The following is a 24,611-nucleotide window of genomic DNA, read 5'->3' as shown; positions in this document are numbered from 1 at the left end:
GTCATGCCCTCCTCTTGAGCCGGACAGGCAGATAGGCGTGAGTCCCCCAGAAGCGACGGTTGCGCTGGCGGACCACCAAACGCAGGCGCAGTGCGTATTGCGCGAGGCGCTGGTCGTCGCGGCGCGTGATGAGGCGCATTGCAACGAACACCGGAATGATCAGAAACAGCAGCCCGACACCGAGTGGCGGACTCGCGAGAAGCGTCCAGATAGACGGGATCAGCATGCCACCGCCAACCATGAGGAATGGTACGAGCGGTACGCCCCAGAGCATCGCGGGTCGGGTACATCCCTTGAAGACGGGATCCTTAAGTGAGTTCATAAGCGGGTTCATGAGCGGATTCATGATTCGTTGCCCCGGATCAGGTCGTCGGAATCAACATGCCGGCGATCACCGTCGCGCACCCAACGAAGACACCACCGATAAACACGTTTGCGATGTCGCCGAACCGGGCATGCTGGAACATCATCCGAAAGCCCGCCCAGATGATCGAGATCGAGCAGATCACGCCCCCCACGCCGAGCAAGGTTGTCTGGATCGTGCTCAGGAGCGTGTTAACTTGGGACAGTTGTGCCCAGGCAGGAGAAGCGAACAGCAGTACCGCGCACGCGGCAAAGCTGCGCCGTGCCGCACGGTTGCTGCAAAAAACCGTTTTAGCAGAAGACAAATGACGCCACTTTCTGATAAGTAATCCTAATTTCATAACGAACTCCTATCCGTTTGAGATGACTCTGCTAGCGTTGGAAGGCCGAGCTAGAAGACCACGGCACTGCGGTTCAAATCACCGTCGTACCTATTGAGTAAGATCTCCGAAGGTTCCCATTCCGAATGTCTGGCCGGTTGAGATCTCGCCGGCCGGGTAGACATTCCGGAGTCGACCGGGACGACGGGAATTGGGGTAATTGGCGGCACCACGACAGCCGTCGATGATCGCGCCACCGTGCCTGCGCTATCAACCACGCGCTGCACGTAACCGGTGCGATAGCCCGTGGAGAAATTTCCACTGGCATAGCAGGACAAGCTCGCGAAGAGGACCGACTGCGAATCACTCGGCGTATCGGTTCGCGCATGCCGCGCCAGTTCGAAGCAGCCCTGCAGGATCGCAGCCCCCGCGGCCAGGTTGCGGCACGGATCGAATGCACTCCGCTCGTTCAGCCTGTATGTATGCCAGTTCCCGCGATTCACCTGGGCAAATCCCACGCTGAAATTCCAGCCACCGGCGGCGAGTGCATGCACCGTAGCCACCGCCTCGTCCAAGCTGGCTGGCTGACGCGCCAGTCGGCCGCGCACGACGCCGATCGCATACGGGTTGAAGCCGGACTCAGTCCGGACGATAGCCGCCATCGTGACCGGTGAAACTTGGCGCGCGCACTGCTGCGCGAGCGTGACGAAGTCGAACGGGAACATCACTGGCCTCCGCCGCCGACGTCGTGCTGCTGTTCGGTCTTCTGCAGCAACAGCGCAGCAGACTGCGACGGGTCATATGGCATCTGCGTGCTGCCTGCTCCGTAGAACTCGGTGGTCGTGCGGCCCTGACCGCTGACATCCCACCAGACACGGGTATAGAGCCGATCGTTGATAACGACGTTGATCGCCCCGGTAGCACGGCACAGCAGTTCGCTTTGCTCGGGACCGCCCCAATACAGGAAATCCTCCCGGCAGTAGCCGCCGCTGGCGAAGGTGTCGGTCGCTGACGTCCCATGCAAGCCACCGACACCAAAATCACAGGTCGGAAAGGGGTCACCATGGCGCAACGCGCTCCAGAGCTTCTCTATTGGTGGCACACACGCACTGTATTGTTCGGGGCCACCGGGATTTGCCAAACAGAGGAGCACCTGGCAGCCCCATTCGTCGGCATAGGCCAGGCCCGGTGCCAGAATCGACGTGCCGCCGATCAACGCCAAGGCAAGCGACCACCGGCGCAGGACGCTGCTCACCGCTTGCACCCGCCACACCGCCACTACCAACTTGAACTGTTTCATGATCGGCTTCCATCCATGCAGCACCGACGTGTGCAAACGGAAGCGAGAAAAAGGAACCCGCGGCGCCGGGAGGCTAACCGCGGGCTCAAGGGGGATCAGTCGGGAGAGAACAGGAAGCCCGTGTATGCAGGTTCCGGCGTGATACATCCTCTATGCACGCATCCGTTTTAACGTCGGGGCCGCTTGCGCGTACTCGGTTGTGCCAATCGTAGATTGGCACGTTGTCCGGAACAGATTGTCAGGTTACGAGCGAAGCGATACTGTCGACACGCGAGTGACTCCCGTGGGACATCGGCTTCCGTTTTTTCCAGCGAAGTACCAAGCCGTGCTACTTCACGATGTCCTCGCCAGCGAACTCGCTAGCGCCTGCTTGGCCGATGCCAGTTCCAACTCATATCGACACCACGGATGCCTTGGAATCTTGAGTCGGCGGCAGACCACTTCACGACCGGCACGCCACAGATACACCATGCGCAGCAGATCCCGTTCACGCGTGGCCAGTCTTTGCCACGCGCGCTCGATGCAAGCTGCATCAACCGCATCGTAGGAACCGCGACCCGCATTGGCCCAGTTATCAAGCCGGGCGTCGAGCGAAGGCCACGCACGCTGCTCAGGCATCGCGCGCCTCGTCTTCCACATAGGGAACACGATAACCAGCGGGGTCTTCGAGAAATCGCTCGATATCCGATGCCCGCCAGCCAACAGCCCGCTCACCAAGACGGATCGGACGCGGGAACGTCCCTTCCTGCATTCGCTGGTAGATGGTCGAGCGCTTCAGGCCGACTTCCTGTTCGACCTGGCCGCGTCGCAATATCGCGCCGGTCCCTCGCAATTGAACTGTCATTCCCACCTCCGCCACTGCGCTTGAATGAGTTGCTGCACAGGTCCTATTCAATCAGCAGAGGGCACTGACGGACAATTCCGTCATGTCGTCGGAATGTCCCGTCGGGAAACGAGTTCAGCATGCGTTCAGCGATGGCGACCGTCCGTCTCATTGACCGAATCCGGCCTCAGTGCGGCGGCGAAGGTCTGGGCGCTGCGCGAGGCTTCGCCGTTAGCCTGCCCTTTCAGTCCCAGCCTCTCGTCGATCGCACGGGCGACGGTGGACGATTTCGGTGGCCGCTCGGGATCCCACTCCGACCAATGCTCTCGCATCACGTCGAACAGAGCCTCAAGGGTCCGCGTCAAGTGGGGAAGATGGACGACGACACCGCTTTCATACGCGGGGCCGACGACCGGTTTTTCGGCCGAACCGTTGGTGTCGGCCACAGGCTGCCGCTCCAGCTTGCGTTCAAGGTGTGAAGACCACACATGATGCATGACTGCCGATCTGGCAATCGCGAGTTCCAGCAACTGGATACGTCGATCACGCGCTCTGAGACGAGTCGTCAGGCGGCCGATCAAAGCATGAGATTCCTCGGCTCGACGCCGCGAGTTTTCAAGCTCGTGCTGCGCATCACTCTCGTGAAATGCCGGGTCCTGATCGTTGTTAGTCGATTCGCACATAATTCCCTGCTCTTCAGTTCTGCGTGACCATTAAACACCGACACGGACACAGATCACGGCGCGGCTCTACCGGGAAGCGCCAATAGCTTTCTCCTCAAGAACCGCCCCGCCTTGGTTGCATTCTTCTAATCTATTAAATGCACCACACTGAGGCAAGATTGATTATGTAAGCGCTACAAATATTGACCGAAGTACAGAAAAAATAACCGCATCCAACGCTAAGGCGCCTGTCGCCATCCCGAAGCTGAGGGCTATCACCTCGATCCCGCTGCAATCTCATTCAGAAGGCTCATCGCTTCTTCGGCTCTGTCGACGGGGACGAAAATGTGATCATGGTAATAGCCTGAAATCGCATTGCAGGAGATACCGGCCTGAGCAAGCGTGCGACTGATCACTGCGATAAATCCAACTGCTTCAAGACTTGAATGGACCGACAACGTAATCAAACGCGACTCGAAGGTATACGGCAAGCGCAAGCGCTCTGCATCTGAACGCGCTACAACTACAGTCAGGCCTTCCTCCTCTCGAACGGTGCAGAAAGGCACCAGCCCAGCGGGCAAACTGAAGTCAATGAATGAACAGTAGACAAAGACCGGCTGCGCCATGACGGGATTCAGGCTTCCGCACAGCTTCACAAGATCTCTTTCGCTCAACGAATTCTCCTTTACAAACGCACTGACGACCGTGCGGTCGGAGTGACGCTCACCCTGCTTCGTTTAGAAAATTTACACCCCGTCTTTAAATACTAACCCACCCCTCTCTACCGCAACCGGAACCCTATTATCGAATCGTTGGTACTACAAATTCGGGCGTTAAGCCATGGGGGAACTCTGTTAATTGAGAGGACCTACCATGAGTTTTCGTTCATCGTCATCCGTTATCGCGGACCAGTCCGCCATGCATGCCGCTGTTGCGTCGACCGACACCAGCTGGCATATCAGTCCTCCTAGCGTTTTGCGAGCGCTAGCCGACATCTTCTTCGATTGGACGATCATAATTTTTGCCACATGGGCCACGTACCGGGTCGGTGCGTGCATGACCGTACTTGCGCTCTTCGCGATCGGCAACAGGCAACGCGCATTAGGCAATTTTTTGCACGAAGCCAGCCATCAGAACCTGAGCGCCCGGCGCAAAATCAATGACTATATAGGCCGTATTTTACTTGCTCCTGCACTCTTCAGCGACCTTACGCTCTATCGTCTCCAGCATGCGCGGCACCATGCCTGGCTCGGCGATCCGGTTCGCGATCCCGACTATCTGCCCCGCATCAAATATGAGCAACAGCACTGGTTCAGCACCTATGCTCGCGTGCTCTGCGATCCTACCAATTGGATCGCGTCGCTACTCGGACACCTTGTCGGCCAGCGACTCTCACTCGCACAATGGCTCGCCATTACTTTGTGGTGGGTTGCCTACGAAGCCATGCTCGACATGTTTGTCGGCATGCACTTCGCGATTTTGTTCCTCGCGTTATGGATAGCTGCGAAGGCCAGTGTTTTTCATGCCATCACGACTTTTCGGGAGATGATCGACCACTACGGACTGGAGTCTGGGGGCATTTTTCGGCATACACGTGAGACTCCATATCTCGGCCTTCTTTCGATCCTCATCCATCCGCATCACAACGGTTATCACCTTACGCATCATCTGTTTCCGCGCATTCCCTACTACCACTTGCCTCGTGCCTATGCCCACCTTCAACAGGTCACCTTTTTCAGTGAGCAATCCATTGTCTGCGAGGCATACCTGAAGGGATCACGTGCTAGCGTGAACGGCTGGGGAGCACACCATGACTGAGCGCACCCTGAACGCCGTGCAGGTTGCGAGCCTGCTTGTCTCAACCAGTTGCGGCATCGGCTTTCTTTTGGGTACCGGCGAATTGGCCGTGCGTCAAGGTATGGCGAGCTGCCTGTATGCGATAGCAACCGCAGTAGGTCTGACGGTGCTCGCATTTTGTGCGCCTTTGCTTTGGGCGGCCGGACAATCCATCTGGAATTGGTTTGCTCAGCTCTATGGTCCCTCAGTCAGCAACCACGTAGCGCTTTTATCGCTCGTCTGGATGACCGGGGTGCTCGCTGCGCAGATTCGCGGAGCGTCATCGCTACTTGCCTTGACGAGCGTACCTCCAGCATCCGCACTCCTGCTAACTGACCTGCTCCTAGTCGGCCTGTCCCTTATGCGGCTTTCATGGCTTTCCGCGGGATTTGCGTTCTGCATGCTCGCGTGCAATGTCGTGCTCGTTCACTCACTGGTCGAAACGGGTGGACTCGTCGCATGGTTACACGCCCCCGCTCGATTTATCGATGCTGTTCGGCTTCTTCCTCCTGCCCATACCGGATATGTCGTGGTGTCCGTCGTGGCGATGGTCATATGCGGCACCGACTACCAGCAATTCATAGTTACAGCCCGCACGCCGGCGACGGCTCGCACCGGCGGCCTGCTTGCGGCAATAATCCTATTTGCAGTCGGATTTCTTCCGGCTTCGGCCGTGATTGCCGCCGTCCCGATCTGGCATCTGGACGGGGTAGCCGACCCGGTGCAAACCGTTCCGATCGTCCTTATGCATAGCTTTTCGCTTTACTCAATGAGCGCGCCCCGCGATCTCGTCACCGTCATCCTGCTCACAACTGCCTTGGGTTCCGGCTGTTCAATTTTGCGGGCGATGTCTGATGCTACTGCCACTCTTGGCCCACGCATCATCACAAAACCGTTGTGGTCGCGCAGCCTGCTGATCGTCCTTGCCTCCCTCGTCTCCATTCGTGGTCAAAGTCTTGTCGATATGATGGTCGACCTCAATATGGTGTACCTCGCCGCCGTCGGCCCGCTGCTGGGACTCGGACTACTGCGCGTACGCGTGTCCGACAAGGCCGCGAATGCTTCGATCGCCACCGGATGCGGTATCGCAGTGACTTGCTACTTGATACGCTGGACGGGCGTTGTGGCGATGCCTGAAGCGACTCCGCTGTTTGTGTCGCCTCCACTCTGTCTCGCGGTTATGCTCGCGCCTCAGATGTGGGCTGCGTTTGCCTCAAGCAAGCCGAATCAGCTACCCGGTCCTCGTTGAGCCGAACCTTCCCTTGATGAACATAAGCGGGCGATCCAGGACGCCGTGCAATGCGGACAAACGCGGGTGGTATGGAAAATCCATGCCGCCTTTTTCAATATTTTTTTCGCACCGCTATGCTCCTCACTTCGACTGATTCTCTTGCCCTAAAAGATACGAAGTAGTGCATGCTCGCGGCAGGTTAAACGTCGCACACTCTATTAGCAAAGAGCGAAGGGAGGCGTACCTCAGGCCTCTCCCCATCTCGCCCAGATCTTAGATATCGCTTTACTCGCTACGGCGCCGACGCCTGTCTTGGATGTCTTCGGACACTACTCTAGCGGTGTACCAGGCAACGCTTGTGAAGGATTCAAAAAGGGTCAAGCCGACCGCTTAGCGCTTGGGCGTTCGTCGCCAAGTCCGACAGACGATTACTGAGTCAAAGCCTCACGCGCATGACGCATTACCAGTTCGCTGATAGCTTGTGCATTTGTCGGCGCCTTCTCCCAGTGATGCCAGTAGAGGCTCACCGAAATTCTTTGATCGGGTGCCAAGGAGATCAGGTCGCCGGCATTGATCAGTGGGCCAGCCTGTATGGACGGTACCAGACCGTATCCGACCCCGGCCCGAATTGCCATCAGCAACGCGACTGGCGATGGAAAAAAGTGGGTCGCATAGCCGCGTACGGGAAAGCCGAGCAAGCGTTCGAGAAACACTGCATGCAAGCGGTCCTTCCGATTGAAAAGCACAGCGGGCGCGGCCAAGATATTGTGAAGAGTAAGCCCGTTGGCAAAGTACGCATCAGCGAATGCAGGAACCGTAACACATTCATACTCCATGGCACCGATGGGGTTTGCTACGAAACCTGTTGGTGCATTGTTCTCCGTCGAAACGCACCCCATCGCTTCACCGCGCGTCAATACCGAAAGAGTGTAGTCTTGGTCATCCACGAGTAATTCGAGCGCGAAATCCTCCTTCGCGATAGCACACGCCACAGGCTCGAACCAGGACGCCAACGAATCCGCATTGACAGCGATCGCAATCTTCGCCCTACCTTTCCTGTCTGGCTTGATTCGCTGGAGAGTGTCTGCCTCAAGAAGCTTAAGAGCCTGAATATGCTGGAGTAAAGTTTCCCCGGCCGGCGTAGGCGTAATGCCATCACGAACAAGTAACGGCGTGCCAAACGCTCCTTCCAGTGCGATGATTCGCTGCGACACCGCACCTCGAGTGACGTTCAAAATGTCGGCCGCTCGACCGAAATGTCGAGTCTCGATGACCACGGCAAATGTTTCGAGTTGGTACCTATCAAAAATCATATAGTGCTTTCATTGAAAAGACACCCTCGTCCTCGATCTCGACCTCGACCGCGCCATAACGCAGAATCTCTAGAACTTGTTCTTCGAGCTTAAGAGGTATTGAGCCTGCCCTCGCAAGGGAAAAATTAAAGTCAGCCTCGTCGGTCTCAACGAACACGACATATGCTAAAACTCCCATGACGTCTGCGCATACTCGGGATTGGCGCTCCACTCGGACAAAATTAAAAGCATTAAGGAGAAGCGAAAATCACGTAACGTCTCCGCATCGAGTTCTATGATCAACCGAACCTTCGCAACGGTATGGTTAGCGTCGGGGGGCTGTGCTGCACCCACCGCATTTTTAGCCATTCAGGATCGCTCATGCCGGAAGTCTCAAGCAGGGTCGAGAGGACAAAATCGGCGTGCGTGAGCTGTACTTCTGTACCTTTGCCGTGATAAGGGTGACAGACCACGTTCAGGGTCCGAATAGACTGAACGGCCGACATGCCCTTACACGCTGTTTTGAGTCGCCGATACAACGCCCAGAGCTTCATCAAGTGTATCGACAAGTTGATCCGCATTCGAACGATTGAACGGTAGGAGCGGCCGAATCTTGAGAACATTACCCCGCGTTCCAGTTGCACCGATGAGCACTCGCCGACGTCGCAACTCGTTCACGACAGCTATCGTCTCCGTCTTGGCGGGTGCTCCAGACTCACGGTTCGTTACGAGCTCGACGCCGACAAAGAGGCCATCTCCCCGGACGTCGCCAACCAGTTCGTGCCGGGCAGCTAACGATTTAATACGTTCGCGGATATAAGAGCCGATTGCCGCGGCGTTTTCCTGTAACCCTTCCTCCTGAATCACTTCTAGCGTTGCCAAGGCGGCAGCGCACGATACTGGGTTCCCGCCGAATGTATTAAAGTATCGACCGGCCACTCCGAAGTCGCGTACGACGTCTGGCTTGACCACTACCCCCGCAATTGGGTGACCGTTGCCCATCGGCTTGCCCATAGTGACAATATCCGGTACAAGCCCGTGCCGCTGAAATCCCCAAAATTTCGATCCCGTACGTCCAAAGCCAGCCTGAACTTCATCAGCGATAAACAACCCGCCTTCGGCGCGGATAGCGTCAACAGCTGCACGTAGAAATCCAGGAGGATCCGAAAAGACGCCGTCACTGCTAAAGAGCGTATCTACAAGCAGCGCAGCCGGCTTTATACCGTGCCTTTTCAGATCGGCTATTGCGGCCTTGACATCATCGGCAAATTTCCCGCTAACGGATTCGGGATCGCAACGATAGGTGTCAGGTGCGGGCACCGTACGGATATCCTTACCGAGCGGTATAGACTCGCCCAAAGACGAAGACACCGCCGCAACTGCCGATGTAACTCCATGATAGGCTAATTGCGTTACTATCACGCCTGATCCTTCTGCGTGATATCGCGCTATCCGAAGCGCCAAGTCGTTTGCTTCGCTGCCAGTACATGTGAACATGACATTCGATAGCGCGCTAGGAAACGTCGCCAGCAACTGCTCCGCATATCTGAGAATGGCATCATGAAGGTAGCGCGTATGCGTATTTAGCGTTGCAGCCTGCCGGGCAATAGCTTCCACAACCTTGGGATGACAGTGTCCAACCGACGCGACGTTGTTATAGGCGTCAAGATACGCATTGTCTTGAGCGTCGAACAGCCAAACACCCTGACCGCGAACGATATGGAGTGGCTCTTCATAGAACAAGCGGTATGCCGGCCCGAGAACGGCCGCGCGCCGACTTAAAAGGGCTTTATCGGCCAAACCCAATCCGATCGTTGAAGCTGGGTCGAACGCGTTTAGCATTGCTTTGTCTGGCTTCATGTGACTTCCTTTCTAGCACTGTCGCACGCCTTGAGAAAAAATTCCGTCATGGCTTCGTCGTTGGCCGAGGCGAGATTTCGAAGCCCATTCCATGCCGAGGAGTTATTCCGCAAAATATAACCTCGATTTTCCGGATAACGATTCGCTCGCCAGCCCGTAATCGCCACCGTAACAAGCAGGCGGGCGGCAATTAATTCAGGTAACAAAGCTATTTCCTCGGGCAGTAATGGATTGACCTTGTGATAGCCAACGACGCAATCGATCGCTGTAGAAATCGGGACCTTGCTGTCGTCGAGCTGATACGAACACGCGACAGCAAGGTCGTTCACAAGTGGCGCCTTTACCATATCACCCAAATCCAGCACGGCAGTTATCGCGTCGTGCTGCGTCTCATCAACCAGGATGTTGTAGGGATTCATGTCGTTGTGAATAACCTGGCTGCGCAGCGTATGTAGTGCAGGTTCAGTATTTTCAATAAAACGTTGCATGAAATGTTCGGCAAGCCTCCGGTCTTCGACCGATTCAATCATTGGAAGCAGCGAGCACAGCCGGTCGGCATGTCGGGAATCCCATAACAAGTTATGCTCTGACGCCCGGTGATCAAATCCCAACATCGCGACGTCGAAACGTGCGAGAACTGCGCCTAACGACGCGCGGAGGACCGATGAATGAGCGACTCGGTGCATCGGCACACCTTCCAAGAACGAAATCAAGCGCACAGCACGACGACAACCTTTCGCATCCTCGTGCCAGTGAACCGGCGCCCCATTTGCAGTGGGTAGAAGATGCGGTATCGGCAACTCTGGATTGCGCTCCATCAAGTGCATCTGTGCCTTGGTATGGAACTCGGTCACCTGTGGATCCTCGGATGGATGGGTGACCTTCAACACATACGCACGACCAAAACCGTCCTCAATTCGAAAGTTCTGGTCGCGTTCACTCGTCAGCGCACTTGCTGTTCCCTCGATTCCATACGCCTCGCTCACGAGCCTGGACGCATCTCCATCTGATAGTCGCTTAAATCGTGTTCCGAACAGTTCGTCGTCGTTTGGATGACGATGCTCAATTAGAGCCGCGCTCATGATGTTTATCTCTTTAGGAGAACTTCGCCATAATGTGCCGCACGCACGTGTATTCTTCGAGCGCAAACGCGGACAAATCCTTACCATAGCCCGAACGCTTCATGCCGCCGTGCGGCATCTCGCTCACAAGCGTGAAGTGCGTATTTATCCAAGTCGAACCGTACTGGAGCTGAGCTGCGACTTTGAATGCCTTGTTCACGTCGCGTGTCCAGACAGAACTTGCTAGCGCGAAGTCTGAATCGTTCGCCCATTCGATTGCCTGATCGACCCCTTTGAAACGTGTTACAGAGACAACCGGGCCAAACACTTCACGACGTACGATCTCGTCGTCCTGACGTGCGCCCGCAACGACAGTAGGTTGATAGAAGAAGCCGCGTCCATCTGCGACCGCTCCGCCAGCTGTAATCTCGATGTGCGTCTGGCTTGCTGCGCGCTCGACGAAGCTAGCCACACGTGCGCGCTGGCGCTCGGAAATCAACGGTCCCATCTCGACACCGTCGAGGTGCTGCTCGCCATAGCGGATCGAGCCTACTGCCTGCGATAGATCGGCCACAAGCCTCTCGTAGACCTTATCTTCCGCGTAGATGCGGCAAGCCGCCGTGCAATCCTGCCCCGCGTTGTAGAACCCGTAATTGCGCACACCGGCGACGACTTCGTTGATATCTGCGTCGTCGAAGACTATTACCGGCGCCTTGCCACCCAGTTCGAGATGGGTGCGCTTTACCGCTCGCGACGCCGCTTCCACGATACGTTGGCCGGTCGAGACATCACCTGTTAATGAAATCATACACACCTCCGGCTGCGCCACGAGCGTCGCACCGACCGTATCCCCTCGACCCGTTACTATGTTGACGACGCCCGCTGGGAAGATCGCTGCGAACAGCTCCGCTAGCTTAAGAGTCGTGAGTGGCGTTTGCTCAGACGGCTTAAGCACAACCGTGTTGCCCGCAGCCAATGCTGGTGCAAGCTTCCACGCGGCCATCATCAGGGGATAGTTCCACGGCGCAATAGAAGCGATGACTCCCAGTGGATCGCGACGGATCATGCTGGTGTGCCCTGCAACGTATTCGCCGGCTGTCGGACCATGCTGCGTTCGACAAGCTCCTGCGAAAAAACGGAACACATCGGCAACGGCGGGAATTTCGTCGTTGAGTGCACTAATGTACGGTTTTCCGCAATTTAGCGATTCTAAACGCGCAAATTCCGTCGCACGCACCTCAACCGCGTCAGCAAGTTTGAGCAGGAGTGTAGAGCGGTCCTTAGGTGTAGTGCGTGCCCAAGCTGGCCACGCGCGGCTAGCGGCGTTCGTGGCGGCCTGGACTTGGTCAACCGAAGCCTCGGGCACGAGTGCAATCACTTCACCCGTGGATGGATTAAAAATATTTTCTGCGCTGCCGTGGCCTGGTTGAAATTGACCACCAATCAACAATTGGGTTTGGAACGTTTTTTCCATTTTAACTCTTTACGTTAGTTATCCTACATTTATCTAAATCGCGTATCATCTGTTGGCCACAAGAGCCCCGTTCAGCGACTGCTTCCCGCTGTCTGCTCCGTATCACGGGTCAAATACCAAGCGCCCAGAATCGGGATCAAGGTAATCACCATGACCATGAGAGCAACGACATTGGTAATAGGCACGTCGCGCGGCCGAGAAAGCTGGTTGAGCAGCCAGATTGGCAATGTGCGGTCTTGGCCCGCAGTGAAGGTCGTCACAATTATTTCGTCAAAACTCAACGCAAACGCAAGGATTCCGCCTGCAAGCAGGGAAGTAGCGAGCTGCGGCAACACTATATAGCGTAGCGTCTGAAACCCATCTGCGCCGAGATCCATCGACGCCTCGACAAGGCTTGCAGGCATGCGTCGGAGTCGTGCGACAACGTTGTTGTACACCATGATTACGCAGAAGGTTGCATGCCCGACCGCGATAGTGTAAAAGCCAAGATCAAGGTTGGCGGTCTTGAACGCAGAAAGCAACGCTATCCCGGTAACAATGCCAGGAAGCGCAATGGGCAGGATCATTATGAAGGTTATTGCCTCCTTACCAAAAAACTTACGCCGATAGAGCGCACCGGCCGCCGATGTCCCCAGGACCAGTGCAAGAAGGGTCGCGAGCGCGGCCACCTTGATTGATAACCATGCGGCAGAAAGCATGTCGTCGCGTGCGAAGGCAACAGCGAACCAGTGCAGCGTAAACCCCTTAAGAGGAAAACTAAACGCACTAGTCTCTGTGTTGAACGCATATAGAGCGACTACAACGATAGGCAAGTGTAGAAAAATGACGCCGCCCCAGGCAGCAAAGCGCAAAACGCGCGAGGGTTGAGCGTCAGAGTGCATCGAACGCTCCTAGCTTCTTGGCGATGACAAGATAGGTCCCAATGAGTAGCATCGGCACGAGCGTAAACGCAGCAGCCATTGGTATGTTTCCAATTGATCCTTGCATCGTATAAACCATGGTTCCTATGTACAAACCACTCGGCCCAATAAGCTGAGGAATGATGTAGTCACCAAGCGTAAGCGAAAACGTAAAGATCGAACCTGCTGCGATGCCTGGAAATGCGAGCGGCAAGATAATGGTTCGGAACGTCTGGCGCGGATGTGCGCCAAGGTCCGCTGAAGCGTTCAACAGATTTACAGGGATGCGCTCGATAGCAGCCTGAATAGGCAAAATCATGAAAGGAAGCCAAATATAGGTAAATACAATGAACCTACCGACATTAGATGTCGACAAGGAATCACCGCCGATTAGCGAGAGATGCAGTAGTGCATCGAGCACGAAACGAAGACGGAGCCTGTCCACGAACCAGTAAAGGATGCCGCCTTGCGCAAGGATCACGGTCCATGCGTAAACCTTGACAATGTAACTTGCCCACATCGGAAGCATTACCGCTACGTAGAACGCCCCTTTTTTCCATCCTTTGGTATAGCGTGCCATGTAGTACGCGACCGGGAACGCGAGAAGCACGCTCATGATGGTCACGCAGCATGCCATTCCTGTCGTGCGCGATACGACATCGAGATTGCCGGCACCTTCAACAAGCGCGAGATAATTTGCGAAGGTTAGGTCCTGCGTGACGCCCATCGTAAAATCGTCAAAGCGGTAGATACTTTGCAACAGCAGCGAGAAAAGGGATCCAAGGTAGACAACACCGAACCATAACAGCGGCGGCAACAACAGCAACAATAGGTAGAAATTCGTGTGCCGATAAAGTAAGTCACTTCCGCGGCGCAGAAGTCTGTCGCGGGCGCGAAGCGTAACCGGTGCACTCGCATAGGATGCCGTGTCCAGGTTCATAGTCTTCTTTCCAGCATCACCATTGCGCGACGTGGCCAAGCCAACGTAACGACATCACCTACGATGAGCAAGCTTTCCGGCGAGTCCTCTTGGTTTGATGCGGTGACTGAAAGCATGTGCCCCGAACTCGAACGTACCTCGAATCTACTCGTTGCGCCGTGGTACTGGATGTCCGTGAGGATTCCCGGAAGGAACACGTCTGAGTTGTTATCCGACTTTGTCCTCACAAATCGAATGTGCTCGGGCCGGATCGAGAACGGCGCACCGACGCCGGCGAGCTGTAGCGAGCCGGGATTGGCAATCACGTTCGAAGTACCCACGAAATCTGCGACGAACTGCGTATCTGGCTGTGTGTACAGACCACGCGGCGTCGAAACCTGCTCGATGCGGCCAGCATTGAAGACGGCGACGCGATCAGACATCGAAAGCGCTTCGCCTTGGTCGTGAGTTACGTACACAAAGGTGATGCCGAGCTTGCGCTGTAGTGACTTGAGCTCAGTCTGCATCTGCTCACGCAGCTTGAGGTCCAGTGCGCCGAGCGGTTCGTCGAGCAACAGGATGCGCGGTCGCAGCACCAGCGCGCGCGCCAGTGCCACGCGTTGCCGCTGGCCACCTGAGAGTTGCGCGGGCCTACGCTCACCGAAACCGCCAAGCGCGACAAGTCCGAGCGTCTCCTCAGCCTGTCTCCGACTGGCGCGCTTGTTGACCCCGCTGACCCGCAGCCCGTACGCGACATTATCGCGGATGTTCATATGAGGGAACAGCGCGTAGTCTTGAAACACAGTGTTCACTTCTCGTCGATATGGAGGCAACCCCGTGGCGTCATGCCCGTGTAGCAAGACACGACCGGCGCTGGGCTGCTCGAATCCAGCGATCAAGCGCAGGCAGGTTGTCTTTCCTGAACCGGACGGGCCCAGCATAGAAAAGAATTCGCCATCCTCCACACTGAATGAGACGTTATCCACCGCTCGCACGCCACCATAATGACGCGATACGTTTAAAATCGTGACTGCGCTGTTCATTTGCTTTCCTGAGTGTTATTCAGTGTGTCGTGGCGTCTTGTGGGTCGTGGACGCATGCTGCCCAGGCAAAGTGCCCGCCCCGGTTCGAGCCGCTTTTTCAGCCGCCCATTATCGAAATGAAATCCTGGGTCCAACGGCTATATGGCACACACTTGCTTTTCAACCCGCAGTTTGCAACTGGCGTCTTCCAAAAGTGGATCTGATCGAAACGGTTGTAGCCATTGGCGGCGCAGAAGTTGCTGCCACCGACTGCCTTCTGGTCGCAACCGCCTGCGACGACGGGATTCGAACCAAACCACTCGGCAAGATCGGCCTGCAGCTTGCGGTTAAGTGACCAGTTCATCCATTTGTAGGCGCAAACAGGATGAGGCGCATCCGCATGCATCATTGTTGTATCGGCCCACCCTGTTGCGCCCTCCTGCGGAATTGTTTCAGCGATTGGGAATTTCTCTGCTTGGAGGGAGTTGACCGTGTAGCCCCATGCGCTCGACACGGCGATGCCTTCGTTCTTGAAATCATTCATCTGTACAGTGACGTCATGCCAATAGCGGTGGACGAGCGGCTTTTGTGCGCGAAGTACCTTGAGTACTTCTGCATATTGGATTTCATTCAGTTCGTATGGGTCTTTGATGCCAAGGCCGGGTTTCGTACGCATAAGATAGACGGCAGCATCAGCTACGTAGATTGCTCCGCTATAAGCTTGGACACGTCCCTTGTTACTTTTTCCATCGGGTAACGTCTGCTGCTCAAACACAACGGACCATGACGCAGGCGCTTTGGGGAAGATCTTCGTGTTGTATGCAAGAAAGTTTGCACCCCACTGGTAAGGGACGCCGTAGTGAACTCCATTCACCGTGTGCCAGGGAGCATTTTGAAGCCGCGGTTCGATTGTGTTCCAAGCTGGAATCAGCGCTGTATTCACAGGCTGCACTTTCTTCCCGTAGATCAATCGCAAGCTTGCGTCGCCAGAAGCGGTCACGAGATCGTATCCGCCCTGGTTCATGAGCGACACCATTTCATCCGAAGTCGCTGCTGTCTTTACGTTGACTTTACAGCCCGTTTCATTTTCAAAGCCACTGACCCAATCGTATTTCTTGTCGGTGTCTCCACGCTCGACGTACCCGGGCCACGCGATGATGTTGACTTGTCCTTCGGGCTTCCCTAGTTGTGTCACCGGAGCGACGGGCTCGGAGGCGGCGAAGTTAGCACCTGCAAGTGTTGTAACAGCGACAAATGCGGTGATCCATAGGTTTTGCGACATGCTCTGCTTCCTATTGTGGTTGCGTCGGAGAAGCCCGGCGGTAAGGGTCGATGCGACTTCAGTAACTGTTGCGCAATTGTGGTAGCTGCAATTTTGGACAGGTAGCTCAAAACACAGATACGATCCATCGGCAGTTCCGATCGACGGTCGGAGGTCTATCACCAGCGCGGGACACACAGGATGCGTTGCAGAAGGACGAAATCGCCGCTCTACTTGCCCCGTGAGCTACCGCGGACACCGTTAGGCGCATAGCGCGAAGGCATCGCCGTCGCCACTTTTCGATGCGGGCGCGGATGCTGCCTCGTAAAAACCCTGACCTCAAGTCTCAAAGAACGGCGATAATTCGTGTTAACCAATTTCTGACCACTTCCTATCGGTAAACTAGATTGGAGACCTGCTCTGCGTACGTGAAAATTCACGCGCCATTGCACGAAATTGCTGAACCATCTCGCTCAAGTTCAAACTACGTCTCCACGCGACTCCAATGTCGATCGTTGGCGTGTCCCCAAGGATCTTGCGTGCTTCTAGCCGATCGCCGTCGAGCGACCACGGGCGATAAAGCACATCAGGCAGGATTGAGAGGCCAACACCTTTAGCTACTAGGCTACGTACTGCCTCCACGGAGCCCGTCCGCATTACGGTCTTTGGCTGTAGGCCCGCCGCTCGCCAAAACGCTGTCGTGTTGTCGTCTAGCTCATCCACTTTTAACAGGATCATCTGTTCCTCTGCGATTTCAAGCAGCGAAATACTCCCTAGCCCTCGAAGCGAATGATTGGCGGGTAGCCATAGACGCCACGCGGTCTTCTGTAGTAACTCCGTTTCGATGGCCTGCTTATTTTCGACATTCGAAATGATTACCACCGCTACATCGAGTTCCCCGTTGACAAGCAAATGTTCAATGTAGTCGCGCTGATCCTCGATTACCTGCACTTCTATCTTTGGAAACACCCGCTTGTAGTGATCTATCAAATACGGAAGAACGTAGCCTGTCATGAGGCTCGTCACGCCGACATTAAGTCGTCCACTCTTGCTATCCGCTCGAGCTGAAAGCGCTTGATGCGCGTTGCGAATCGCCGCCAAAATTTGATGTGCATGAAGCAAAAATTGGTGGCCCGCGTCCGTAAGCACCATCCCACGGGCGTGCCGCAAGAAGAGTTGCGCATTTAGTTCGGTTTCAAGCCCCCTAATGGCTTCGGTAACGGCCGACTGCGAAATATTGAGGGTCTGCGCTGCGCCGGTAACAGATTGCGTCTCGGCCACCGCGATGAAGTAACTAACACTTTTTACGGAGAGGCTCACCTAGGATTCCTAAATACGTGACTTAGGGGAAAAAAGTTTTGGATCATTGCGCTACCGATCAACTCGACAAGGTAAGGCTCCCACATTCGGAGCCCCTGGACTAGTCTAACGAGCACTGCGCAAAAGTCCTCAAAGATGCGTATATTGCCCAGCATGTCTTTGAAAATTCTTTATGCAATCAACGATGCAATGAATGAAATAAGACCCTTCTTTACCTCCAGTTTCCGTGCGACTATTAGAGTCGGGCCGCCTACAATGCGTCGACTATCCCCGAATTGTAAGCCTGCTGGTCAGCGTGGTAGCTAGAACGCACCATCGGACCGACCGCAGCGTGCGTGAAGCCCATTTTGTAAGCTTCTATCTCGAACATCTTGAATGTTTCCGGATGGACATAGGACCGAACTGGAAGATGATGGTCGGACGGCTGAAGATACTGACCGATCGTAAGCATGTCGACGTCGTGTGCGCGGAGGTCGCTCATGACCTGGAGGATCTCCTGTTCGGTTTCCCCAAGCCCAACCATCAATCCGGACTTTGTCGCTACTTCGGGACGTAGCGCTTTAAAGTCCTTCAGCAATTTAAGTGAGTGGGCGTAGTTTGCCCCCGGCCGCGCCTCTTTGTAGAGCCGCGGCAAAGTTTCGAGATTGTGATTCATCACGTCAGGTGGCGCGGCGCTCAGAATGGCGAGTGCCCGATCGAGACGTCCGCGAAAGTCTGGCGTCAGAATTTCGATCCGCGTAGTCGGCGAATGCTCACGAATTTGGGCAATGCATTTGACAAAATGCCCCGCTCCCCCGTCGCGTAGATCGTCGCGATCGACGCTAGTAACCACAACGTACTTAAGCTTCAGCGCGCCTACCGTTCGAGCGAGGTTGAGCGGCTCTTCCGCATCGAGCGGGTCAGGACGTCCGTGACCAACATCGCAGAACGGACATCGGCGCGTGCACTTATCACCCATAATTATGAAGGTGGCGGCGCCCTTACCAAAACATTCGCCTATATTGGGGCAGCTCGCTTCCTCGCATACCGTATGCAGGTTGTGCTCGCGCAATATCTGCTTTATCTCAGTGAAGCGTGAGTTGCCGGTGGCCGCTGTCACGCGGATCCAATGCGGCTTCTTCAGCTTCTCGATCGGGACAATCTTGATCGGAATTCGGGCGGTTTTCGCCTGCGCCTTTTGCTTAAGGGTGGCGTCATAAAGTGCATCAGGCACATTTGCGGTTGCAATGGTCATTCGTTGTTCCATCTATGGTTGGACGATGGCTCGGCGCGCAATCATATTTTTGAGGAGGCCGGAAGGTCGCCGTTGCATTTCGGTCCAATCCCCCCCAGCTTAAGCTGCAATGCCGATTGTTTCGAACCCTTTTCGGTCGTACGGAGCGCGGGTCGGAATTCGCTGCAGTCCCTAAATGCGCGGCCTATCATCTGCTAACGGCTAAGCCCAAATCTGGATTCGATTATTACGAAACTCGCTTACTTGCACGCCCAATCTCGTCTAGTTTGATCTCCACATGACGCGAAAAAACATACTCGGCCGGACGTTGCATATCCAAAGGAATGTTCTCGGCAAAAACACCGGCCGTTTTAGGTCCGCGAATTGCAATTTTCAAAGCTTTCAACGGATGCGAGATCGTATCCTTCACTGCGGTCGCCTCGAAACCACAGTGCACCATGCAGTCCGCGCACTTTTCATAGTTGCCAGTGCCGTAGTTGTCCCACTCTGTTGTTTCCATAAGTTCTTTGAAAGTCTTTACGTACCCTTCGCCGACCAAATAACACGGCTTCTGCCAACCAAACACCGTACGTGCCGGATTACCCCAAGGCGTGCATTTATACGTTTGGTTACCGGCGAGGAAGTCTAAGAACATCGCCGACTGGCTAAATGACCATCTCTTGCCGCTGTTGCCGCGCTTGAAAATTTCACGGAAAAGTTGCTTCGTCTTGTCCCGATTAAGGAAATGTTGTTGATTCGGAGCACGCTCGTACGCATATCCCGGCGACACAGTGATGCCGTCCACACCCATCGGACCCAGCGTATCTAAAAAATCCGCGACGCTTCCCGGATCGGCATCGTTAAACAATGTACAGTTAACATTTACGCGGAAACCACGACGCTTTGCTTCTTTGATCGCAGCGACTGCCTTGACGTAAACACCTTTTTGCGAAACCGAGTTATCGTGGGTCTGCTCGTCACCGTCCAAATGAACTGACCAGACGAAATACGGACTCGGCTCATAATCGTTCATCTTTTTTTCCATCAGTAGTGCATTCGTGCACATATATACAAACTTTTTACGCGCGACGATTCCCTTGACGATTTGCGGCATTTCTTTGTGCAGCAGTGGTTCACCGCCTGCGATAGAAACGACGGGCGCACCACATTCATCAACTGCACCCAAGCAATCATCGATCGATAGACGTTGATTGAGAATCGGGGCTGGATAATCAATCTTGCCACAGCCGTTGCAAGCAAGGTTGCAACGGAACAGCGGCTCGAGCATTAGCGCGAGCGGGTAGCGCTCATTTCGCCCAAAGTGCTGTCGCATGATGTAAGCGCCAACTCGGACTTTTTGAAGCAATGGAATCGACAAAACGTTACTCCTTAAACACGGGGTTAAACGGACCGAATAGTACACAGCGTATCGGGCACGTTCTTAACTTCTTTAATCATGCTGCTCGCATCTTTGATAAAAACATTTTGGTTCGTTCGTGCTGCGGGCGTTTAAAAAAATCTTCAGGCGCTGAGCTCTCAAGAATACAACCTTGATCCATAAAGACGATGCGGTCGGCGACCTCTCGAGCAAATGCGAGTTCGTGCGTTACAACAGCCATTGTCATTCCGTCAGTGGCTAACTCCTTCATAACATCAAGGACCTCCCCAACCATCTCGGGATCTAGAGCGCTAGTAGGTTCATCGAATAGCATTACCTTTGGCTTCATGGCCAAAGATCTCGCTATAGCAACTCGCTGTTGCTGCCCTCCGGAAAGTTTGCTCGGGTAGACGTTGGCCTTACTTGCCAAGTCGACCCGCGCCAGTAGTTCTAGCGCTCGAGCACGCGCCTCAATCTTCGAAACTTTTCGAACACGGATCGGCGCTTCCATGATGTTTTCAAGAGCCGTCATGTGCGGAAAAAGATTAAACCGTTGGAAGACCATTCCAATTTCACGCCTTTGACGCGCGATATTTCGCTCAGTATCAGGCACAAGACGGGTGCCTCTTCGCCTGAAGCCTATTTGGCTTCCGTCAACAAAAATATTGCCAGAACTGATAGTCTCAAGCTGGTTGATGCAACGAATAAATGTCGTTTTGCCACTTCCGGAGGGCCCGACAATTACGACGACTTCACCGCGTTTAATGTCTAACGATACGTTTTTGAGAACTTGGAGGGTTCCAAAGCTTTTGTTGACACCCTCAGCGCGCACGATCAAATTATCATTGACATTGGCTGATGTAGGGAATTGAGCAATAGAGATCACTTGACATCTCCTTCTGCAAGAAAAGCTGCCCTGGATGGTTTTCGTCCAAAGCTGAATACGCGACGAAACAGACTCACGCGCTGCTCGCCGACGTGGCCTTTACCATAACGAGCTTCAAGTCGCGATTGGACTATCCCCCAAATAGTCGTCAGCAAGAGATACCAAACCGCAGCCGCTAAGAACAATTCAAACGGCCTGAACACCCACGGTCCGCTACCATTCTTATAAGTAAATGCCACATATAGCTCAGGTACGCTGATCGTGACAAGCAGCGACGTAGTTTTCAACATGCTGTTGAAGTTGTTACCAGCCACTGGAATAATCACGCGAGCGGCCTGCGGGAGGATAATGCGCCGCACCGTAAGGCCATGTGTCATGCCGAGCGACTTTGCTGCTTCCCCCTGCCCTTTCTCGAGCGACAATATGCCAGCCCTGATCACTTCCGCCATGTAGGCGGCTTCATTCAAGCCGAGCGCTGTAACGCCCGCTTGGATATTGCCGGCGATGGTCAAACCAAAAATGTGGATGTCTGGCCAAGTATAGAAGTTGATTACGCCCAAGCCGAAGAAAATGATCATCAGCTGAACAAGCAAAGGCGTTCCACGAAACACATAGATGTAAGCGTAGGACGCGGCGTTTAGCAAGGAATTGGTCGAGAGGCGACCGAAGGCCAAAAACGTGCCGAGTACTAGGCCAATTATGGTGGCCGCGATCGAAATGCTGACAGTCAGAAAAAGGCCGGTAAGTATCTGTCGATCCGGATGAAAGATTGCTGCGAAAAATATATCCCACCGAAAATCTATGGCGCCCGTCATTTTCATACTCCGATCGAAGTGTAATTGACGCTTGATCGAACTGAACGCTCCAGTTGTCCCTGCTTCACCATACTGATTATTGTCGGCTTGGTTGAAACAGTCTGACAAAGTGCAAGCATCTGTCCGGTACGGTCCATATCACTCGGGTTTTCTAAGTTGCTTAACATTATTGATTCCTCCGACTAAGAAGGTGCGCCTAGCGTCCCCAACCTGCGCACTGGCATCATGCCAGCGGGTTATTTTTTAGTAAGTAGGGACCCTTCAACATAGTTGTACTTTTTGAAGATCCTGTCGTAGGTTCCATCCTCGACAATATCGGCGAGTACCTTACGTACGGCGTTAGCAAGCCCCGGGTGGTCGAATGTAACTCCTAGACCTTGAGGGCTGGGTTCCAAGCCGCCGATTGCTGAGGATTCCAACATTGTTGGGTGTTCGTGAACAAAAACTGACGTGATGCTTGTGTCGATCAGCGATGCGTCGGACTGCCCTGAAGCAACTGACATGAGTACGTCAGGCGCCTTGTTATACTGCTGCATCACAGGATCAGGCTTGCCCGCTGCTTTGCAGAGTTGGTAGAGACCTTTGCCCTGGAAGTCACCACTACCCTCGATGATATTAGTTCCCGTGGTGCTAGTCTGCGTTGCAAGTCGCGCACCACACAAGTCAGTCTTAGTCTTGATACTTTTAGGATTGCCTTTTCTTACGGCGTAGCTTAACCCGTCTTGGGCGTAGGGAATCTGAGTGATTACCTTTTCTCGTTCGCTAGTGATGTTCATCGCCCCGGCGATGATGTCGCATTTTCCGCCCTTTGCCGACGCGATAATCGTGTCAAAAACCGTGTTGACGATCTGGGACTTAAGTCCCAAACGTCTGGCAATCTCGCTCGTGAGTGCTACGTCAATTCCATCATAATCGCCAGAATCGGTAAATAAAATATACGGCGGCACAGGTACATCAGCGCAGACAAAAAGTTTTCCTGGAACGATCAGCTCGTTTGCCGGAACGGTATCCTTACCTGCGGCATAGCTTGGAGATATCGACACTAAGGTCAATGCGACCGCCAACGCCGCCGCCTTCACTCGCATATTCATCATTTTGGTAACCTTAAAAGTTAGAAAGACGCTGCTGCACAAGAATCTGAAAGGACCGGCCGTCTCTTATGAAGATCGATCTCGTTGGTGAGCTAAGGGCTGCTAGATCGGGATCTTTCTTTGCGGGTGCTCACCTAAGGCACCTCTCGGACTGCGGTGGCCACCGTCGATGAACTCATGCGCGAAAATTGTCGACGTACCCTGGCTGGCTTGGTGCGCCGAGATACCGTCATTGCCCTGCTAACGCACGTAATGCAACTCCTGAAATTCCCGACGGAACGCGGCTGTTCGCAGCGCTACCGTTTCGGGATCGTCGGTCCGCAAGCCTTCCGTTATAAGAGCCGCAAGCCTAGGCATGTCCTCAACGCGCATGCCCCAACGAACAAGTTCCGACGTACCCATGCGCAGTCCATTTAAGTCGCCATCAATTTGCTGGCCGGGCATGCCGATGCCGGTTGTAAGAAAGCCAGCGTTTCGCAGCCTTTTGCTGGCGGCTTGGCCGCCACCAAGGGGTATAGCGTTAAGCGCGAATTGGTGCGACCGTGTGAAGCCATGATCGGCCCCGTACACCGACAGGCCCTCATTGGCGAGCGCAGATGCAAGCGCCTGCGCGGTCGCGACCATCTCTCGTGCATAGGACTGGCCATACTCGCGCCAATCCAGAAGCGTGATGGCGAGAGCGGCGACCTTGGCGGCGTCGAAATTGGCGGTGAGTCCTGGATAGGCGATGCCCTCCAGACGCTGAGCTATCGGCGCGTCGTTTGTTAAAATCAAGCCGCCAGCGGGACCACCCAAACTCTTGTAGGTGCTCATCGTCATCATGTGGGCGCCTTCGTTGAGCGGATTTGCCCAGACCTTTCCTGCGATCATCCCGGACTGGTGAGCGGCGTCAAACAAAACTTTCGCTCCGATTTCATCGGCGACAGCGCGAATCTCACGCACTGGGTGTGGGTTGAGGTTAAGCGAGCCGCCTATGGTGATGAGGGTCGGCCGATACTCCAACGCCATTGCACGTAGCGCCGGAACGTCGAAGGTGTAATTCGCGGGATCGATCGGTGCGCTGAGCGTGTTGAGACCATAGAGACCCGCACAGCCCTCTGCGTGGTGGGAAGTGTCGCCTCCGATATTCGACCCTGGCACAATGACGTTGTCCCCTGGCTTCGTCAGCGCCATGAAGCCATAGAGGTTGGCGAGGGTGCAAGAGGTCACACGGATCTCAGCGTACTTCGACTCGAAAATTTCGGCAGCAAGCTCCGCTGCAATGACCTCGATCTCCTCAATCGCTTCGAGACCTGTCTGATATTTGTCTCCTGGATAGCCGAGAGAAGGACGCGAGCCTAGCTTGCTGCTCAGCACCGCTTCAGCACGCGGGTTCAGAACGTTTGTTGCGGGATTGAGGTTGAAACAGTCGCGCTCATGGATCTCTGAATTACGCTCTATGAGCGCCTCCAGTCGGTCCGAGATCTCTCCGGTTGATTGTTGCGCAGTAAGGTCAGCTATTGCTTGAATGAAGCTGCTAGTTGGCACCCACGGACGGGGGGCTAGGTACGTCATTTCTCTATCTCCTGTTGTTCAGAGTCAAACT

26 protein-coding genes are annotated in these 24,611 nt (G+C 54.7%); 2 read left to right on the top strand and 24 right to left on the bottom strand.

The window, feature by feature from the left end; translation table 11 throughout:
* Position 1: 1 nt before the first annotated feature.
* The 8 genes from ACMX25_RS21735 to ACMX25_RS21700 form a co-directional block, all read right to left on the bottom strand.
* A complete protein-coding gene (locus tag ACMX25_RS21735) occupies positions 2–322 on the bottom strand; it encodes a VirB3 family type IV secretion system protein (RefSeq protein WP_414952139.1) in 321 nt (106 codons plus the stop codon).
* Positions 323–362: 40 nt separating this feature from the next.
* Entirely contained in the window at positions 363–704 is a 342-nt protein-coding gene (locus ACMX25_RS21730) for a TrbC/VirB2 family protein (protein ID WP_414952138.1), read from the bottom strand.
* Between the two features lie 50 nt (positions 705–754).
* Positions 755–1,408: a lytic transglycosylase domain-containing protein gene (locus tag ACMX25_RS21725; RefSeq protein ID WP_414952137.1), complete on the bottom strand. Its 654-nt coding sequence runs from the start codon at positions 1,406–1,408 to the stop codon at positions 755–757.
* On the bottom strand, positions 1,408–1,983 hold the full coding sequence (locus ACMX25_RS21720) for a hypothetical protein (protein WP_414952136.1): 576 nt from the start codon (positions 1,981–1,983) through the stop codon (positions 1,408–1,410). Before ACMX25_RS21720 ends, ACMX25_RS21725 begins: the two co-directional genes overlap by 1 nt.
* A 333-nt stretch (positions 1,984–2,316) precedes the next feature.
* Positions 2,317–2,601 carry a hypothetical protein gene (locus ACMX25_RS21715; RefSeq protein ID WP_414952135.1) on the bottom strand — a complete coding sequence of 95 codons (285 nt, stop codon included), beginning with the start codon at positions 2,599–2,601 and terminating at the stop codon, positions 2,317–2,319.
* Positions 2,594–2,827 (bottom strand): helix-turn-helix transcriptional regulator, encoded by a 234-nt coding sequence (locus tag ACMX25_RS21710; RefSeq protein WP_414952134.1) that lies wholly within the window; start codon positions 2,825–2,827, stop codon positions 2,594–2,596. Before ACMX25_RS21710 ends, ACMX25_RS21715 begins: the two co-directional genes overlap by 8 nt.
* A 125-nt stretch (positions 2,828–2,952) precedes the next feature.
* Positions 2,953–3,489 (bottom strand): hypothetical protein, encoded by a 537-nt coding sequence (locus ACMX25_RS21705; RefSeq protein WP_414952133.1) that lies wholly within the window; start codon positions 3,487–3,489, stop codon positions 2,953–2,955.
* A gap of 254 nt (positions 3,490–3,743) precedes the next feature.
* Positions 3,744–4,142 carry an ACT domain-containing protein gene (locus tag ACMX25_RS21700; protein ID WP_414952132.1) on the bottom strand — a complete coding sequence of 133 codons (399 nt, stop codon included), beginning with the start codon at positions 4,140–4,142 and terminating at the stop codon, positions 3,744–3,746.
* Between the two features lie 199 nt (positions 4,143–4,341).
* Here ACMX25_RS21700 and ACMX25_RS21695 point away from each other — a divergent pair, with 199 nt between their 5' ends.
* Positions 4,342–5,286 carry a fatty acid desaturase family protein gene (locus ACMX25_RS21695; protein WP_414952131.1) on the top strand — a complete coding sequence of 315 codons (945 nt, stop codon included), beginning with the start codon at positions 4,342–4,344 and terminating at the stop codon, positions 5,284–5,286.
* Positions 5,279–6,553, top strand: coding sequence for an SLC5/6 family protein (locus ACMX25_RS21690; protein WP_414952130.1), 1,275 nt, complete (start codon positions 5,279–5,281; stop codon positions 6,551–6,553). Before ACMX25_RS21695 ends, ACMX25_RS21690 begins: the two co-directional genes overlap by 8 nt.
* 410 nt (positions 6,554–6,963) lie before the next feature.
* On the opposite strand, the gene ACMX25_RS21685 is transcribed toward ACMX25_RS21690, so the two are convergent.
* The 16 genes from ACMX25_RS21685 to ACMX25_RS21610 form a co-directional block, all read right to left on the bottom strand.
* Positions 6,964–7,848, bottom strand: coding sequence for an HTH-type transcriptional regulator ArgP (locus ACMX25_RS21685; RefSeq protein ID WP_414952129.1), 885 nt, complete (start codon positions 7,846–7,848; stop codon positions 6,964–6,966).
* The gene (locus ACMX25_RS21680; RefSeq protein WP_414952128.1) at positions 7,838–8,026 is read right to left on the bottom strand and encodes a hypothetical protein; all 189 of its coding nucleotides are present in this window, start codon (positions 8,024–8,026) and stop codon (positions 7,838–7,840) included. Before ACMX25_RS21680 ends, ACMX25_RS21685 begins: the two co-directional genes overlap by 11 nt.
* A 311-nt stretch (positions 8,027–8,337) precedes the next feature.
* Positions 8,338–9,687 (bottom strand): aspartate aminotransferase family protein, encoded by a 1,350-nt coding sequence (locus ACMX25_RS21675; protein WP_414952127.1) that lies wholly within the window; start codon positions 9,685–9,687, stop codon positions 8,338–8,340.
* On the bottom strand, positions 9,684–10,769 hold the full coding sequence (locus ACMX25_RS21670) for a phosphotransferase (protein WP_414952126.1): 1,086 nt from the start codon (positions 10,767–10,769) through the stop codon (positions 9,684–9,686). The genes ACMX25_RS21675 and ACMX25_RS21670 overlap by 4 nt, the downstream gene beginning before the upstream one ends.
* 13 nt (positions 10,770–10,782) lie before the next feature.
* Positions 10,783–12,222: a gamma-aminobutyraldehyde dehydrogenase gene (locus ACMX25_RS21665; RefSeq protein ID WP_414952125.1), complete on the bottom strand. Its 1,440-nt coding sequence runs from the start codon at positions 12,220–12,222 to the stop codon at positions 10,783–10,785.
* 71 nt (positions 12,223–12,293) lie between these two features.
* Positions 12,294–13,103 (bottom strand): ABC transporter permease, encoded by an 810-nt coding sequence (locus ACMX25_RS21660; protein ID WP_414952124.1) that lies wholly within the window; start codon positions 13,101–13,103, stop codon positions 12,294–12,296.
* On the bottom strand, positions 13,093–14,061 hold the full coding sequence (locus ACMX25_RS21655; RefSeq protein ID WP_414952123.1) for an ABC transporter permease: 969 nt from the start codon (positions 14,059–14,061) through the stop codon (positions 13,093–13,095). The genes ACMX25_RS21660 and ACMX25_RS21655 overlap by 11 nt, the downstream gene beginning before the upstream one ends.
* Positions 14,058–15,083, bottom strand: coding sequence for an ABC transporter ATP-binding protein (locus ACMX25_RS21650; RefSeq protein ID WP_414952122.1), 1,026 nt, complete (start codon positions 15,081–15,083; stop codon positions 14,058–14,060). The genes ACMX25_RS21655 and ACMX25_RS21650 overlap by 4 nt, the downstream gene beginning before the upstream one ends.
* A 97-nt stretch (positions 15,084–15,180) precedes the next feature.
* A complete protein-coding gene (locus ACMX25_RS21645) occupies positions 15,181–16,344 on the bottom strand; it encodes an ABC transporter substrate-binding protein (protein WP_414952121.1) in 1,164 nt (387 codons plus the stop codon).
* A 381-nt stretch (positions 16,345–16,725) separates the two neighbouring features.
* On the bottom strand, positions 16,726–17,643 hold the full coding sequence (locus ACMX25_RS21640) for a LysR family transcriptional regulator (RefSeq protein ID WP_414952120.1): 918 nt from the start codon (positions 17,641–17,643) through the stop codon (positions 16,726–16,728).
* A 250-nt stretch (positions 17,644–17,893) separates the two neighbouring features.
* Positions 17,894–18,877: a lipoyl synthase gene (lipA, locus tag ACMX25_RS21635; RefSeq protein WP_414952119.1), complete on the bottom strand. Its 984-nt coding sequence runs from the start codon at positions 18,875–18,877 to the stop codon at positions 17,894–17,896.
* 226 nt (positions 18,878–19,103) lie between these two features.
* Entirely contained in the window at positions 19,104–20,234 is a 1,131-nt protein-coding gene (gene hpnH / locus ACMX25_RS21630; RefSeq protein WP_414952118.1) for an adenosyl-hopene transferase HpnH, read from the bottom strand.
* A gap of 76 nt (positions 20,235–20,310) precedes the next feature.
* Complete coding sequence (locus tag ACMX25_RS21625) at positions 20,311–21,117, bottom strand: amino acid ABC transporter ATP-binding protein (protein WP_414952227.1); 807 nt, start codon at positions 21,115–21,117, stop codon at positions 20,311–20,313.
* Positions 21,117–21,935 carry an amino acid ABC transporter permease gene (locus ACMX25_RS21620; protein WP_414952117.1) on the bottom strand — a complete coding sequence of 273 codons (819 nt, stop codon included), beginning with the start codon at positions 21,933–21,935 and terminating at the stop codon, positions 21,117–21,119. The genes ACMX25_RS21625 and ACMX25_RS21620 overlap by 1 nt, the downstream gene beginning before the upstream one ends.
* Before the next feature lie 236 nt (positions 21,936–22,171).
* Positions 22,172–23,029 (bottom strand): transporter substrate-binding domain-containing protein, encoded by an 858-nt coding sequence (locus ACMX25_RS21615; protein WP_414952116.1) that lies wholly within the window; start codon positions 23,027–23,029, stop codon positions 22,172–22,174.
* A gap of 237 nt (positions 23,030–23,266) precedes the next feature.
* On the bottom strand, positions 23,267–24,580 hold the full coding sequence (locus ACMX25_RS21610; RefSeq protein WP_414952115.1) for an aminotransferase class I/II-fold pyridoxal phosphate-dependent enzyme: 1,314 nt from the start codon (positions 24,578–24,580) through the stop codon (positions 23,267–23,269).
* Between the last annotated feature and the right edge of the window lie 31 nt (positions 24,581–24,611).

Source organism: Caballeronia eucalypticola (assembly GCF_047608185.1).
Classification (GTDB): domain Bacteria; phylum Pseudomonadota; class Gammaproteobacteria; order Burkholderiales; family Burkholderiaceae; genus Caballeronia.
Note: the sequence above shows the minus strand (reverse complement) of the source record. Positions and strands in the feature narration are given on the sequence as shown.